The sequence below is a fragment of the Mycolicibacterium psychrotolerans genome (assembly GCF_010729305.1).
GTDB lineage: Bacteria > Actinomycetota > Actinomycetes > Mycobacteriales > Mycobacteriaceae > Mycobacterium > Mycobacterium psychrotolerans.
Genome location: NZ_AP022574.1, coordinates 3,820,568 through 3,835,507 on the forward strand (window position 1 = coordinate 3,820,568; position 14,940 = coordinate 3,835,507).

General features: G+C 67.3%; 7 protein-coding genes, 1 tRNA gene and 3 pseudogenes. 6 read left to right on the forward strand and 5 right to left on the reverse strand.

The features are described from left to right. Position 1 precedes the first annotated feature (1 nt). Positions 2-1,317: pseudogene (locus tag G6N45_RS18640) on the reverse strand (amino acid permease). 54 nt (positions 1,318-1,371) lie between these two features. Between G6N45_RS18640 and G6N45_RS18645 the strand changes: the two are divergent. After that, positions 1,372-2,061, forward strand: coding sequence for a VldE C-terminal domain-containing protein (locus G6N45_RS18645; RefSeq protein ID WP_308207122.1), 690 nt, complete (start codon positions 1,372-1,374; stop codon positions 2,059-2,061). Here G6N45_RS18645 and G6N45_RS18650 read toward each other — a convergent pair. Beyond that, positions 2,058-3,866, reverse strand: coding sequence for an alkaline phosphatase family protein (locus G6N45_RS18650; protein WP_163723587.1), 1,809 nt, complete (start codon positions 3,864-3,866; stop codon positions 2,058-2,060). The genes G6N45_RS18645 and G6N45_RS18650 overlap by 4 nt on opposite strands. 147 nt (positions 3,867-4,013) lie before the next feature. Here G6N45_RS18650 and G6N45_RS18655 point away from each other — a divergent pair, with 147 nt between their 5' ends. Next, a complete protein-coding gene (locus G6N45_RS18655) occupies positions 4,014-4,928 on the forward strand; it encodes a DMT family transporter (protein WP_163723588.1) in 915 nt (304 codons plus the stop codon). Between the two features lie 406 nt (positions 4,929-5,334). Here the strand turns inward: G6N45_RS18655 and G6N45_RS18660 are convergent, their stop codons facing one another. Beyond that, positions 5,335-7,041, reverse strand: coding sequence for a sensor domain-containing protein (locus G6N45_RS18660; protein WP_163723589.1), 1,707 nt, complete (start codon positions 7,039-7,041; stop codon positions 5,335-5,337). Between the two features lie 372 nt (positions 7,042-7,413). Between G6N45_RS18660 and G6N45_RS18665 the strand changes: the two genes are divergently transcribed. The 3 genes and pseudogenes from G6N45_RS18665 to G6N45_RS28095 form a co-directional block, all read left to right on the forward strand. Then, a complete protein-coding gene (locus G6N45_RS18665) occupies positions 7,414-8,211 on the forward strand; it encodes a bestrophin-like domain (RefSeq protein ID WP_246228724.1) in 798 nt (265 codons plus the stop codon). 354 nt (positions 8,212-8,565) lie between these two features. Continuing rightward, positions 8,566-11,633: pseudogene (locus tag G6N45_RS18670) on the forward strand (ATP-binding protein). A 142-nt stretch (positions 11,634-11,775) separates the two neighbouring features. Next, positions 11,776-12,147: pseudogene (locus tag G6N45_RS28095) on the forward strand (SDR family NAD(P)-dependent oxidoreductase); the annotation flags it as partial. A gap of 53 nt (positions 12,148-12,200) precedes the next feature. Here the strand turns inward: G6N45_RS28095 and G6N45_RS18680 are convergent. Then, positions 12,201-12,274 (reverse strand) — tRNA-Pro (locus G6N45_RS18680). A 105-nt stretch (positions 12,275-12,379) separates the two neighbouring features. On the opposite strand from G6N45_RS18680, the gene G6N45_RS18685 reads away from it, so the two are divergent. Next, positions 12,380-13,861 (forward strand): cryptochrome/photolyase family protein, encoded by a 1,482-nt coding sequence (locus G6N45_RS18685; protein WP_163723592.1) that lies wholly within the window; start codon positions 12,380-12,382, stop codon positions 13,859-13,861. Here G6N45_RS18685 and G6N45_RS18690 read toward each other — a convergent pair. After that, positions 13,841-14,755 (reverse strand): sulfite exporter TauE/SafE family protein, encoded by a 915-nt coding sequence (locus G6N45_RS18690; RefSeq protein WP_163723593.1) that lies wholly within the window; start codon positions 14,753-14,755, stop codon positions 13,841-13,843. The genes G6N45_RS18685 and G6N45_RS18690 overlap by 21 nt on opposite strands. Positions 14,756-14,940 lie beyond the last annotated feature (185 nt).

The following is a 14,940-nucleotide window of genomic DNA, read 5'->3' on the forward strand; positions in this document are numbered from 1 at the left end:
CTCAGGTGGTCGTGGCCGGTTCCTCAGCGTGCGCGTGCCGCCGGTGCACGAACACCCCCAGTGCGACGATCACGACGGCCGACACCACCGACAGCCCGAACGACTGCTGCTGGTCGGGGTCGAAGGCCATCAGCACTAGGATGGCGACGATCGCGACGATCACCACGACCGTCAGGTGGGGGAACAGCCACATCCGCACCGGCGGACGCTCCCCCTCGGCGCGCATCCGGCGGCCGAGCACGAACTGGCTGGCCGCGATCGCCAGGTAGACGAACAGCGCGACGGCGCCACTGGTGGCCAGCAGGTACCCGAAGATCTTCTCCGGCAGCAGGTAGTTGCCGACCACGGCGAGGAACCCGACCGCCGTCGAGGCCACCACGGCCACCCATGGGGCGCCGTTGCGGGCGATCTTCCTGACGGCCTGCGGCGCGTCGTGACGCTCGCTGAGCGAGAACAGCATTCGCGACGCCGTGTACAGCGCCGAGTTCAGGCAGGACGCCGCCGCGGTCAGGATGACGATGTCCATGATCAGTTTCGAACCGGGGATGCCGATCGCCTCCAGCGTGGACTGGTAGGACCGTCGGCGAGTTGGTCGTAGGGCATCAGCGCGACGATGACGAAGATCGACCCGATGTAGAACAGCGAGATCCGCCAGATCACGGTCCGCACCGCTTTGCTGATCCCGTGCTGCGGGTCGGGTGACTCGGCGGCGGCGATGGTGACGATCTCGGTGCCCATGAACGAGAACATCGTGATCAGCATGCCGGCGATCACGGCGCCGAAGCCGTTGGGCATGAATCCGTCCGGCTGCCAGAGGTGTTCGATGCCGCTGACTTGGGAGTCGGGGATGACGCCGGTGATAGCGGCCACGCCGACGTCGATGAACGCGATGATCGCGACGACCTTGATCAGTGCGAACCAGAATTCGAACTCACCGTAGTTGCCGACACTGGCGAGGTTGGTGATGGTCAGCAGCAGCGTGACGGCCAGTGCCCAGATCCATTGCGCGCCACCGACCAGACCGGTCAGGATGTTCGCCGCGGCCGTGGCCTCCACGGGGATGACCAGCACCCAGAACCACCAGTACAGCCAGCCGATCGAGAAGCCGGCCCAGCCGCCGAGGGCACGGTCGGCGTAGACCGAGAACGAGCCGGTGTCCGGGTTGGCCGTGGCCATTTCCCCCAGCATGCGCATCACCAGCACCACCAGCGTGCCTGCCAGCATGTAGGAGATGATCACGGCGGGACCGGCTTCGGCGATCGCGTTGGCCGAACCCACGAACAGCCCGGCTCCGATGATCCCCGCGATCGAGATCATCGTGATGTGCAAAACGCCCACGGCGCCGAAAATCCAAACGCGCCGTCGTCAACATTGCCCGCGAGCACACCACGCGGCGTTAAGGTGCTGATCGTGCGCGCGAACCTGTTAGCCAACGGCCGTGGTCGCTGGCTGGCGGTCGCCGCCTCGCTGGTGATCTCCGCCGGCATGTTCTACGCGCAGGACACCGAGCGAGCGGCGCCGGCCGTACCGGCGCCGGTTGCCCCGGCGGCCGCCCCGTCGAAGGCGATGGCCGCCGCTCCCCCGCTGCCCGAGGCGGAGTTGCTGGCCGCGAGCGCGCCGGTCGACTCGCGGGTGTTCGATCTCTCCCTGCCCCGCGGCGTCGCCCCGGAGCAGGGATTGCAGGTCAAGACCATCTGGGCGGCACGCGCCATCAGCATGATGTTCCCCGAGATCACGACCATCGGTGGCTACCGGCAGGATCCGCTCAAGTGGCATCCGAACGGGCTGGCCATCGACGTGATGGTTCCGAACTATCACTCCAAGGAAGGCATCGAGCTCGGTAATCAGATCGCCGGTTACGCGCTGGCGAACGCGAAGCGCTGGGGGGTGCTGCACGTGATCTGGCGGCAGGGCCTCTATCCGGGCATCGGCGCGCCGAGCTGGACGGCCGACTACGGCAACGAGACCGCCAACCACTTCGATCATGTGCACATCGCCACCGATGGCGGCGGCTACCCGACCGGACACGAGTCCTACTTCATCGGGTCGATGCAGCGTTAGACGGCGATGCTCGGCGCCCCGCACCGCAGGAAGCTCGCCGAGGCCGGGTCGTCACCGCACACCGCGAACAGATCGAGCAGGGTGGTGCCCTCCTCCGGCTGCGGCTGCACCGACGGCGGGGCCGGCGGCCACAGCGGGAAGATGCTCGCGCCCTCCACTCCCGTGAGCTTCGCGACGATCTGCGCGGCCAGGTTGGTGGCCACATAGGCCAGATCGCCGACGAACTGCACCGGGACGATCGCGATCTTGGCGACCAGGCTGATCAGCGGGATGCCCTGATCGGCGAGGTCCTGCAGGCCGGCGGTGAGCTGGGTGGTGGCGCCGAACACGAAGTAGGGCACCGACGTGACGATCGTGCGCAGGCCCTGAGCGAGCTGGGTGCCGATGTCGGGGTAGCCGTACTTGGCGATGATGTTCTGCAGTCCGGCGCGCAGCGCCTCGTCGTCGTTGATCGGGTAGACGTTGTTGTCGGCCTGATCGGTCAGGGACTTGCCGTCTGAGTCGGCAGAGGGCTGCCCGCCGAAGAGGGTCACCACCGTCGGGGTGATGTCGACGATCGAGTAGGTCAGGTTGATCGCACCCGAGTCGAAGCCGCCCCCGTTCGCGATCACGAATGTCGATGTCTCCGGCGGGGATTGGAAGCCGTGGCCCAGGCCTTTCTGCGGCTGGTGGCCGTGGTCGGTGACCACGAGGATGGTCCACTGCTCCCCGCTGGCGGCCACCGCGGCCAGGATCTCGCCGATGTTCTCGTCGACGTTCGTGATGGCGGCGGCGTACTCCGGTGAGTCACCGCCGTGCATGTGCCCGTTCTCGTCGACGCCGACGAAGTAGCTGAAGACGAAGTTGGCGACGTTGAGGTCGGCGCCCGCGATCGCAGCCTTGGTGGCCTCGCCGACCCGATCGTCGCTCTTCGACCAGTCGGTGTCCCCGGCGACCTGGGTGAAGTAGACGTTGTTGTCCACCGGGTCCGAACCGGCGCCCGCGATGCCGGCGATGACGTCCCAGTCGGAGATCGCGGTGGTCTCGATGGAGCTGTCGAATCCCTCGAGCTGGTTGAACACCGTGGGCCAGGTGTCGTACGTCCACGGCGTGAAGACGTTGTTGATCACGCCCGTCTTTTCGCCCCACGCGCCGGTGAGGATCGACGTCCAGGACGGGTTGGAGATCGTGGTGTGCCCGACGATCGTCGATGCGGCCGTCGTCCCGCCCTGCATGAGAGCGAACAGATTGGTGTTGGCCGGATTGGCCAGGATCTTGCTGAGGTTCGTGCCGTCCACGCCGATCACCAGGACGTTGGGCGTGTCGTCCGCGGCCAGTGCGTTCGCCTGCGGTTGCGGGGCGACCGCGGCGCGGCGCAGGGCCTGCCGCTCCTCGCGGGAGGCGGCTGCCGCGGTCAGCAGGGTGGTGGCCGCGAGCGGGGCCGCGGGGTCGGAGTCGGACGGCGACTCGGCCCGCGACGACGCCTGGTTGATCGCCACATCGACGGTGTCCGAGTCGGTGTCGGTGTCGGTGTCGGTGTCGGCGGCGCGGGCCTCGCGTGCGGCCTGGCGTTGGGCCCGTCGGTCCGCCGCGGCGGCCCTGGCGTCCTCCCGGCGCTGCTCCGCGCGGGCCCGTCGCTCGGAACGCGCTGACGCCGCCGAGCTGCCGGTGTCCGCGGGGGCCGAGGCCGAGGGGGTGTCGCCGGTACTCGACGTGGCGGAGTCGTCGGCGTAGGCCACACCGGGCGCTGCGGTGGCCACCGCCCAGCCGACTCCGAGCGTGGCGGCCAGTGCCCCGACCCGTCCGACGTGCCTGGCGTGACTCATGAGGCTCCCCTTCGCCCGACCGTCGCCCATGTGGGTCGCAAATTACGCCGCCGTCAGCTGGCGGCGGCGGTGTTTGGCTCAGATCCGTGCCGTGTCGGCTCTACAGTCGGCCGATGGTGAGCACTCTCCGGTGGACCGGCGGCGCCCGTGTCGACTGACCGCGGCGGCTACCGAACCGAGAACCTGGTCCTCGGGGCGCTTCTCACTACGGCGGCGTTCTTCTGTGTCGCTCTGGTGGGTGCGCTGGCCAAGGTCGCGGGCAATCACACCTCGACCGGTGTGCTGCTCCTCGCCCAGAACGCGATCTGTCTGGCGGCCGTCGCGCCGGTGGCGTTGCGTCACGGGTGGGGTCCGATGCGGACGCAACGTTTTGGGTTGCATCTCCTGCGCGCCGCGACGGGGACCGCCTGCTGGTACGCGTTGTTCTTCGCGATCACGGTGATCCCGCTGGCCAATGCGACGCTGTTGACCTACAGCGCGCCGTTGTGGATGCCGCTGATCGCGTGGGCCGTCACGCGTCAGCGGGTCGCCACGGCCACGTGGGTGGGCGCCGGCGTCGGCTTCGCCGGGGTGGTGCTGGTGCTCCGGCCGCAAGGGCACGGTCTGAGCATGGGCGAGGTGTCGGCGTTCGCGGGGGCGGTACTGCTGGCTGTCGCGATGATGTCGGTGCGGTGGCTGGGGGCCACCGAGCCCACGCTGCGCATCCTGTTCTACTACTTCCTGCTGTCCACGGTGATGTCGATTCCGGTCGCGGCGGCGGATTTCCGGGCCGTCGAGCCGCAGGCATGGCTGTGGCTGTTCGCCGTCGGTCTCGCGCAGCTGCTCTCGCAGCTGCTCGTCGTGATCGCCTACCGCTTCGCGCCGGCGGAGAAGCTGGGTCCGTTCATCTACTCGGTCATCGTGTTCACCGCGCTGATCGACTGGCTGTTCTGGGACCATCGCCCCACCGTGTCGACCTACCTGGGGATGGCGCTGGTCATCGGCGGCGGAATGCTCGCCATGCGCGCCAAAAAGACTGCGGCGCAGACTGTTACGACGACCCCGCGGCGGGATCGCGCCTAGCGGCGCCGTCCTTCGCCCCCGCCGCCGCCACCGCCGCCACGGGGCGGCCTCACGATGACGAAGGTCAGGCCCCAGCCGTCGTTGTTGCACCACCAGCAGTAATTGGGGTTGTACGTCGGCACGGAGCCTGGGCCCTGGCCGGTGTTCGCGCCCCGCACGTCCCCCTGCGAGCACACGCTCGTGCCGGCCGAACTGGTGCAGTCCGCTGTCGCCGTGGGCGTGGCAGTGAGTCCGGCTGCGATGAGGATCGGAACGGTAGCGATAGATACGAGCCGCATGGCGGCCTCCTGTGCACGGTCGCGAGCTCCATATCGCGGAACCGTATGTACCGATGGTAAGCCCGTGGCTACACCGCCGAAGCCACTTCGACGGGCGTACTTCTGATGGGCTGCTGTCTGGCTTGAACTCAGGTACTCCTTGGCGGCTGGCAGCGACCCGCGTCTCCTTCGGCCTTCTCGGTCGCTACTGCGCTCTTGGTCGACTTGGCGCGATACATGGCACGGTCGGCTGCCCTGAGCAACAGTTGGCGTTGGTCGGCTGTGGCGGTGGTGACCCCGACGCTGACCGAGATCTGGACCGTGTGGGATCCCACCCCGTACGGCGCCGACAGCAGCGACGCCACGCGCCTCGCAACGACGACGGCTTCCTCGGGGTCGACCTTCGGTAGCCACACCACGAACTCGTCGCCGCCGAGCCGTGCGGCGAGATCCCCTTCGCGTATCGCCCGCTCGAGCCTGCCGGCGACGGCCTGGAGCAACATGTCGCCGACGTGGTGGCCATACGTGTCATTGACGGACTTGAAGTCATCGATATCGATGAACAGCATGCCGCTGCACGCGTCCGGCGGCAGCCGCTTGAGAGCCCGCTCGACCTGCTCATCGAATGCCGTGCGGTTCGTCAACCCGGTGAGGGCGTCATGGGAGGCCGTATGGATCAGTTTCTGGTGGGCGATGCGACGGATGGTCACGTCCTGGAGATGGACGAGATACCGGGGCTCTCTGCCGATCCGGGTGTCGAGTGCCGCCGTGGTGCGCAACCCCCAGAATGCGGTGCCGTCCGGACGCAGGTAGCGAGATTCGGATTCGTGTGCACCGGATCCTGCTTCGGGCAAAGGGGTAACCGCGTCGAGGCCGTGGTCGTCTCCGTGGGCGAAGGTGTGCAGCGGGCGGCCCACGACGTCGCCTCGTTGGCGTCCGAGCATCACACACAGCGCGTGGTTGGCATCCTCGATGACGCCGTCGGCGTCACAGATGGCGATGCCGATCGGAGAACTACTCCACACCGATCGGATCATTCGTGCCGCGGATTCGCGCTCCTCCTCGGCGTCTACGCGAACCGTGACGTCACGCCAGGTAGAACGCAACTGCGCGGGCTCGCCGGCCGCGTCCCGGATCACCTGTGTCGCCACGTCGAGCCACCGATAACAGCCGTCGCGATGGCGCATCCTCACCGTGCGCGGTGTCAGGACCGCCGCGTCGTCGTCATCGCGCATGAGGGCGACGTCATCGGGATGCAAAAGTTCATAGGCGGTGCGACCGATCATCTCCTCCGGCTCGTAGCCGAGGATGTCTCTGGACGAGTTGGACACCCACAAGAACGTGGTGTCCAAGAGCTGCCATGCGGCGATGTCCGGGGCATGCTCCATCAACAGTCTGTGGAGCCGCGCGGAGGCAGCTGACTGCAAGGCTGCGGCGCGCGCATCGGTGATCACCGCGAGCCGGGTCACGACCCGGTTCGGCCGGTCCTCACGAAAGTCGAAGGGGACGCTGTCCACGGTCAACCAGACGTGTTCTCCTGCTGGGTCGTGGCCGAGGCGGTGGACACCCATGATCGCACCACGGACGGGCTGCCCGGTGTCCACCGCCCGGGTCCAAGGTTGATCTTGTCGGCGCAGAGCGACGCCGTCCGCGCCGACGGCTGCCCACCGCGGGTCGGTCGAGTCACGGCCGAGCACTTCGCCGGGCTCGAGCCCCAGAATTTGCTGTACCTGCGGTGTAGCGGCGACGATCTTCCCGGACGCGGCCTGCACGATGACCGCGGCGGCATCGTCGTCGATGTTCAGACCCGCCGCGACCGCTGCCGCAATTGCCTGGGCGGACGTGCTGTCAGCCACCCGTCTGTTATAGCCGATCGACGGAGCCGTAAACCGAGTTGCTCACCGGACATCTCATGTTCTCCAGCGTTAACAGCGGTGGCGTCGATATTTGCGGATTTCGCACATCCCCGTAGCGAAACCCGCGGTGGCTATCAGCGATGTACATCTCGCCGGCGATGGCGGCAGCCCAAAGTCATCTCATCGCCATCCTTTTCGCCACTTGCGATGCCGAATGCCGGTGACGCTCGGCGCGGCCCCTGGCTCTCGGCCTAGCCTCTCGATGCTGCGCCCGGACACGCGGGATCGTCCCCCGAATCGCCCCCTTGTTCTCTACAGTCGGTACGCGGTCCCGCAGCGGCCCGCGGCATGTGCCGACATCGGGGGGACGCAGTGAGCGAGTGGTTGGTCACCCATCTGCCGTCCTGGCTGCTGCTGATCGTGATCGTCGCCTGCACCGCGGGCACCGCCATCGTCGTTCAGACCTTCGTTCGCCGCCGCTTCCCCGGTCTTCGCGGTGAAGAACACAACGACGTCACGAAGTTCGCCTTCGGCGTGGTCGGTTTCGTGTTCGCGTTCTTCGTCGGGTTCGTCGTCTCGGCCATGTGGGGACAGATCAGTCACGCCGACACCGTCGTCAGGACCGAGGGCGCGGCCGGGGCTCAACTCGCCCGAGACTCCCACATCTTCGACGAGCCGGACCGGGACCGGATCCGCCAGCACCTGTTGGAGTACGAGCAGGCCGCCATCACGGAGTGGGACGAGTCCAACGAGGGCAGGACCTACCCCGAGGCGGATCAGGCTCTCAACCGGCTCTACGGCGCCTACGAGAGCGTCCAGCCCCGTACCGACGCCCAAAAGACGCTTCTGGGAACATCATTCAGCAACTTGAACGACCTGAGCAAAGCACGCACCGAGCGCGTGCTGCAGTCCCGCACCGACACAGGACCGCCATGGTCGCTGTGGGCGGTGATCTTCGTGACCAGCGGCCTGCTCCTGGGCTGCGCGATCATCTACGGCGTCGAGAAGCCGGCCAATCACTATGCGATGGTCGCGATCATCGGCACCCTGGTCGGGGCGCAGCTGTTCCTGGTCACCGAGCTCTCGCATCCCTATGTCGGCGCGGTCTCGACGGTCCCCGACCCGCTGCAGCAAGTCATCCACATGCTCGAGGCCGAACCACGGACCTGAGGGACGGCTGTCGCGCTGCCTCACAGGCCTCGCGTCAACGGCCCTGGGGTCGATGCCGAGTCGATGAAACTTCGGTTGACCGCAATCGAACTCGAGACAAGCGCTGACCCCGGCACATGACGAGAGGACGAGTTTCAGCTTCCTTTCGGTGCTACCTCGCCGATAGGCCAGACATCGCTGATCAACGGTGACACGATACGGAAGGTGGACCCCAGCGGGGACAGTGGCGGCGGACTCACCACGGTAGAAGTGCAGTGTGCGTCCTGCGCTACCGCATTGCCGCCGAACTCCAAGTTCTGCAGCGAATGCGGTGTACCGGTCACCCTGGTCAGTCGATCCGCGGAGTACAAGCAGGTGACGGTCATGTTCGCCGATGTGGTGCATTCGATGGACATCGCGGCATCCGTCGGCGCGGAGCGCCTCCGCGAGATCATGACCGACCTGGCTGAGCGTTGTGCGGCGGTGGTGCGCCGCTACGGCGGCACAGTCGGCGGTTTCACCGGTGATGGCATCATGGCGATCTTCGGTGCACCGGCGGCGCTTGAGGATCACGCTGTTCGAGCCTGCCTGACGGCTCTGGGCATTCAGCAGGAGACCACTCGGTTGTCGACGGTGTTGTTACGCCGCGACGGTGTCGATCTTCGGGTCCGGGTGGGCCTGAACTCAGGTCAGGTGATCGCTGGTGAGATCGGGTCAGGGTCGCTGGGGTATGCCGCGATCGGTGAGCAGGTCGGGATGGCGCAGCGGATGGAGTCGATCGCACCGCCGGGCGGGGTGATGCTCAGCGCGTCCACCGCCCGACTCATCGAACACGCCACGGTGCTCGGGGACCCCGAGCTGGTGCGAATCAAGGGCAAGGACCAACCGGTGGTGGCGCGCCGGCTGATGGGGATGGGCCCGCGGGATCCGCTGGCCGGGCGCACGGAGGCGAGCCTGGTGGGTCGGCACTGGGAGATGGCCGTCCTCGACGCGATGGTGGACCGGACGATCAGCGGCCGCGGCGGTGTGGTGAGTGTGGTGGGACCACCGGGCATCGGAAAGTCCCGGGTGGCCCGGGAGGCCGCGGCACTGGCTGCGGCTCGCGGGGCCGACGTGTATTGGACGTACTGCGAATCCCACGCCAAGGACATTCCCTTCGATGTGGTCACGAGGCTGCTTCGGACAGGTAGCGGTGTAGCGGACCTAGATGACCAGGCCGCCCGCGATCTGGCCCATGAACAGGTCCCGGATGCCGACCCGCAGGATCTTCTTCTTCTCGATGATCTACTCGGCATCGCGCATCCGAATGTGCCGCTGCCCCAGATCGACCCGGATGCGCGGCGGCGACGGCTGACTGCGCTCCTCAATTCGGTGACGCTGGCCCGCACTGATCCTGTGCTTTACATCATCGAGGACACGCACTGGATCGACGAGATCAGCGAGTCGATGATCGCCGACTTGCTCGCTGTCATCCCGCAAACGCCGTCGCTGGTGTTGATCACCTACCGTCCCGAGTACGAGGGAGTGCTGATGCGGGTGCACGGCGCTCAGACAATAGCCCTTGGCCCGCTGGGTGATTCGGACACAGGGTCGCTGATCGGTGAGCTTCTGGGATCGGACCCCTCGGTCGGCGAGCTGAGCCAGACGATCGCGGAGCGGGCCGCCGGTAACCCGTTCTTCGCCGAGGAGATGGTGCGTGAGCTGGCCCAGGGCGGGGTGCTGGCCGGCGAGCGTGGTGGCTATATCTGTCGGATGGATGTCGCCGACGTGAGCGTGCCTGCCACGGTGCAGGCGGCCATCGAAGCGCGCATCGACCGGCTGAGCACCGCAGCCAAGCGGACATTGACCGCGGCGTCAGTGGTCGGAGCGCGCTTCGGGGCGGAGCTGCTAGCCGCGTTGGACATCGATGCAGTGGTCGACGAGCCGCTGAGCGCGGAGTTGATCGATCAGGTGCGGTTCACCCCGAGCGCCGAGTACGCCTTCCGCCACCCACTGATCCGCGCGGTGGCCTACGAATCACAGCTCCGATCGGATCGCGCCGAGCTGCACCGGCGCGTCGCGGCGGCGATCGAATCCCGTGACGCGGCTGCGGCTGATGAAAATGCCGCTCTGATTGCGGAACATCTGAAGGCGGCCGGTGATCTGCATGCGGCGTATGGCTGGCATATGCGCGCCGCAACATGGGCCACCTACCGCGACATCGCCGCGGCACGACGAGGTTGGGAAAGCGCCCGGGTGATCGCCGACGCACTGCCCGCCGAGGACCCCAACCGGACGGCGATGCGCATCGCACCGCGCACCATGTTGTGCGGGATCGCCTGGCGAGTCGAGACGAATGTTGCGGGCGAGCTCTTTGAGGAGTTGCGGGATTTGTGCGCCCTCTCCGGGGACAAGTCATCGCTCGCCATCGGCATGGCGGCGTTGGTGATCGATCACGGGTTCCGGGGGCGGATCCGTGAGGCGTCGCGGCTGGCGTCGGAGGCCTGGGCCCTCGTCGAGTCGATCGGCGATGCGACGTTGACGGTGGGGCTGTCCTTTCCGCCGATCTACGCCAAGGTTCACAGCGGCGAGTGGGATGACGCGCTGCGGTGGTCACAAAAAGTCATCGACCTGGCCGACAGTGACCCGTCGAAAGGGAACTTCATCTTCGGGTCTCCGTTGGCGCTCGCCTTGACGACACGGGCCGCGGGCCGGTATTGCCTGGGTCGTCCGGGTTGGTCAGATGACCTGTGTGACGGCGTGGCCATGGCGCGCAGCGCCGACCCGCTGTCGTACGCCATGGTTGTCGCGTACGTCTACTTCCCCGGAATACCGTTTGGCGTGCTCGCAGCCGATGACCGGTCGGTGCGCGAGATCGAGGATGCGCTACCGATTGCCGAACGATCCGGCGACGACATGGCGGTCGTTTTCGCCGCGGCGATACCGGGCCTTGCGCTGGTGCACCGTCACACGGATGCGGAACGTGAACGCGGGCGCAAACTGCTGGAGAGGTCCGTGACCTGATTCTGCGCCGCGGACACAGCCTGAGCGAGTTACGGCTCATCAACATGTACCTGGCACGTGAGAGCGTTCGGAATGGAGATCGCGATAAGGCCATAGCGTCTATGCGCGCCGCCGTCGACCAACTGGATCGCGAGGGACAACTGCTCTCGTGGGGCATCCCTGCCACGGGTGTTTTGGTGGAGACGCTGCTGGACGGCTGCGCAGAGGGTGACGTAGCCGAAGCCGAGGCTGCGATCGAGCGGTTGGCGGCCGCGCCGGCCGATGAGGGTCTCGTGATGCGCGAGATCTGGCTGCTGCGGATGCGGGCGCTGCTAGCGCGCGCACGTGGTGACGACACCGCCTATCGTGACGTTCTGGATCGCTACCGCTCCATGGCGAGATCGCTTGGCTTCGGGGGGCACACCGCCTGGGCCGAGGCGATGGTCGCGAGTGGGGAATAGTAGGTCACGGGGGCGTCGAGCGCCCTCAACCTCATCGGCTGTGGTAACGGTGTTGTGTGACTGTACATTTCGATGCCGGGAGCGCGCCAGCACGCTCGTGACCCCTCTCGGGGCTGGTTCGTCTACTTCCGCATCTACGGCCCGCGCCGCCGTCGAAGAGAGTGACGACGCCGGCATACGGAAGGTGTTCGATACGCACGTGTTCGGCGCCGCAGAGATGATCAAGGCCGTGCTGCCCGGCATCCGCGCCCGTCGCAGCGGAGCGATCGTCGACGTGTCGTCGATCGGCGCCCAGATCACTCCCGTCGGTTCGGGCTATTACTCGGCCGCCAAGGCCGCGCTCGAAGGTCTCAGCGACGCTTTACGCGGAGAACTTGCGCCATTGGACATCTCGGTGACCATCGTCGAACCGGGCGCCGTCCGCACCGACTTCGCCGGCCGATCCCTCACCCAATCCGCGACCATCATCGATGACTACGCCGATACCGCAGGCAAGCGCCGCAAGGAGCACGACAACGAGCAAGAAAAAGGCACCTCCTCGGAGCGAGAAAGTGCCTCTGACCTGTGTCGGGCTGACAGGATTTGAACCTGCGACCACTTGACCCCCAGTCAAGTGCGCTACCAAGCTGCGCCACAGCCCGCGGTGCCTCCCGGGGATCGCCGGTAGGCGGTCGAAAGCCTACCTCAGCCCCCGCCCCGGATCCCAACCGCCCGGCTCTGTCACCGCCCGCGCCTACCGTGGAGCGATGACTGACGACACCCCGCTGTGGCTGTTCGCCGATCAGCTCGGTCCCGCCGTGTACGGCGGTGAGCATGCCCACCGCGAGGTGCTGCTCGTCGAGGCCACCTCGGCGCTGACCAAACGCCGCTATCACCGGCAGAAACTGCACCTGGTGCTGTCGGCGCTGCGGCACGCCGACCGCGATCTGGGTGACCGCGCGACGCTCATCGAATCCGACACCTACACCGACGCGCTGCAGCAGTTCAAGCGCCCCGTGCTCGTGCACCAACCGACCTCCCACACCGCCGAACGTTTCGTCAACCGCCTGCGTGAGCGGGGGCTGGTCGAGGACGTCCTGCCGACACCGACATTCGCGTTGCCGCGCAAGGACTTCCAGGAGTGGGCCGGTCAGCGCACGCGCTTCCGCATGGAGGACTTCTACCGCGATCAGCGCCGCCGCTTCGACGTGCTGATGAACGGCGCCGATCCCGTCGGCAACCGGTGGAACTACGACGAGGAGAACCGCGAGTCCCCGCCCAAGAAGCAGGACCACCTCGAGGTGCCCGCCCCGTACAAGCCGCGCGAGGACGAGATCGACGAGCAGGTCCGCCACGATCTCGACCAGATGCAGCTGGACACCGTCGGCGCCGACGGGCCGCGCCTGTTCGCCGTCACCCCCGCCGAGGCGAAGCGGGCACTCAGCCGCTTCATCGAGCACCGCCTCCCGCTCTTCGGACGCTACGAGGACGCCATGATGGGCGGCGACTGGGCGATGTCGCACTCGCTGCTGTCGGTGCCCCTCAATCTCGGTGTGCTGCATCCCCTCGTCGCCGTGGAGGCCGCCGAGCGGGCCTACCGCGACGGCAAGGCTCCGCTGGCCGCGGTCGAGGGATTCATCCGGCAGATCCTCGGCTGGCGCGAGTACATGTGGCATCTGTACTGGCACTTCGGGCCCGACTACACCGAGAAGAACGAGCTGAAGGCCCGCACCCCACTGCCGCAGTGGTGGGCCGATCTCGACGCCGACACCGTCACCGCGCAGTGCCTCCACCACGCCCTCAAAGGTGTGCGCGACCGCGGCTGGACCCACCACATCCAGCGGCTGATGATCCTGGGCAGCCACGCCCTGCAACGCGGCTACCGGCCCGACGAACTGACCGAGTGGTTCGCCACGGCCTACGTCGACGGCTTCCGGTGGGTGATGCCGACCAACGTCGTGGGCATGAGCCAGCACGCCGACGGCGGCCTGCTGGCCACCAAGCCCTACACCTCGGGCGGCGCCTACATCAACAAGATGAGCGACCACTGCGGTGGGTGCGCCTACGACCCGAAGAAACGCCTCGGTGACGACGCGTGTCCGTTCACCGCCGGCTACTGGGCCTTCACGCACCGCCACCAGGATCTACTCGCCAAGAACATGCGCACCCGGCGGGCGGTCTCGTCGATGGAACGCCTCGGCGACCTCGAGGCCGTCCTCGAACAGGAGTCAGCGCGCGACCGGTTCTGAACTGACGTCCGAGGCGGTGACCTCCGCCGTCTTCGGTGCCTGCGACACGCGCCACGCGTAGACCACCAGTGACGCCCAGACCACGACGATCAGGGAGTAGATGCCCGTCGACCATGGCCACTGGATGTCGAAGAAGTGCACCAGTTTCTGGCTGTTGGTCAGCACGATGACCCCGCCGACCCCCGTGCCCAGCAGCGCCGGGCTGATCCGGCTGACCAGCCAGGCGGCGATCGGCGCGGCGACCACACCGCCGACCATCAGTCCGACCACCACCGGCCAGTTGTCGAGGAACTCGCGTCCCAGCCCGATCAGAAAGCCCAGCGACGCCGACACCGACACCAGGAACTCCGACGCGCTGACCGACCCGATCACGGTCCGCGGCGCGGTCTTGCCCTGCGACAGCAGGGTGCTGGTGGTCACCGGTCCCCACCCGCCGCCGCCCGAGGCGTCGATGAACCCGCCGAAAAGTCCCAGCGGCGCAAGGAATTTCACGCCATGGCGGGTGCCGCGGCCACCGATGGCGATCGGGGTGCGCAGCGAGAAGCGCAGCAGCACATAGGCCCCGATGGCGACCAGGATCGCGGCCATCAGCGGCGCCGCGTGCTCGGTCGACAGCGACGACAGCACCGTCGCACCGAGGAACGCCCCGACCGCCCCGGGCACACCCAGCTTGGCGACCAGCGGCCAGTCGATGTTCTTGAACCTCCAGTGCGACAGCCCTGAGGCAAGGGTGGTTCCGACCTCGGCCAGGTGCACGGCGGCGCTGGCCTGGGCGGCGCCCACACTGGAGAGGACGAGCAGCGTGGTGGCGGTGACGCCGAACGCCATGCCCAATGCGCCGTCGACGAGTTGGGCGCCGACACCGACGAGCGTGAAGATCAGAAGCGAACGCATGGTTGCCTTCGGAGGATGCGGTCACCGCGGGTGACCGGACGGACGGGTGCGCGTCAGGGACGCGGACAACACCATTCGTCGAACACCATCACGCGGCGAGACGGCCAGAAGGGCTCCAGAGCGGACACGTCAGACGGTGCGGGCGCCACCAGCGCGCTGTCGACCATCGATTTCCCCATCCCCTC

Bases quoted from the DNA above. Each gene is read 5' to 3' on its own strand.
- G6N45_RS18650 (WP_163723587.1), bottom strand. From the start codon at position 3,866: ATGAGTCACGCCAGGCACGTCGGACGGGTCGGGGCACTGGCCGCCACG.
- G6N45_RS18685 (WP_163723592.1), top strand. From the start codon at position 12,380: ATGACTGACGACACCCCGCTGTGGCTGTTCGCCGATCAGCTCGGTCCC.
- G6N45_RS18690 (WP_163723593.1), bottom strand. From the start codon at position 14,755: ATGCGTTCGCTTCTGATCTTCACGCTCGTCGGTGTCGGCGCCCAACTC.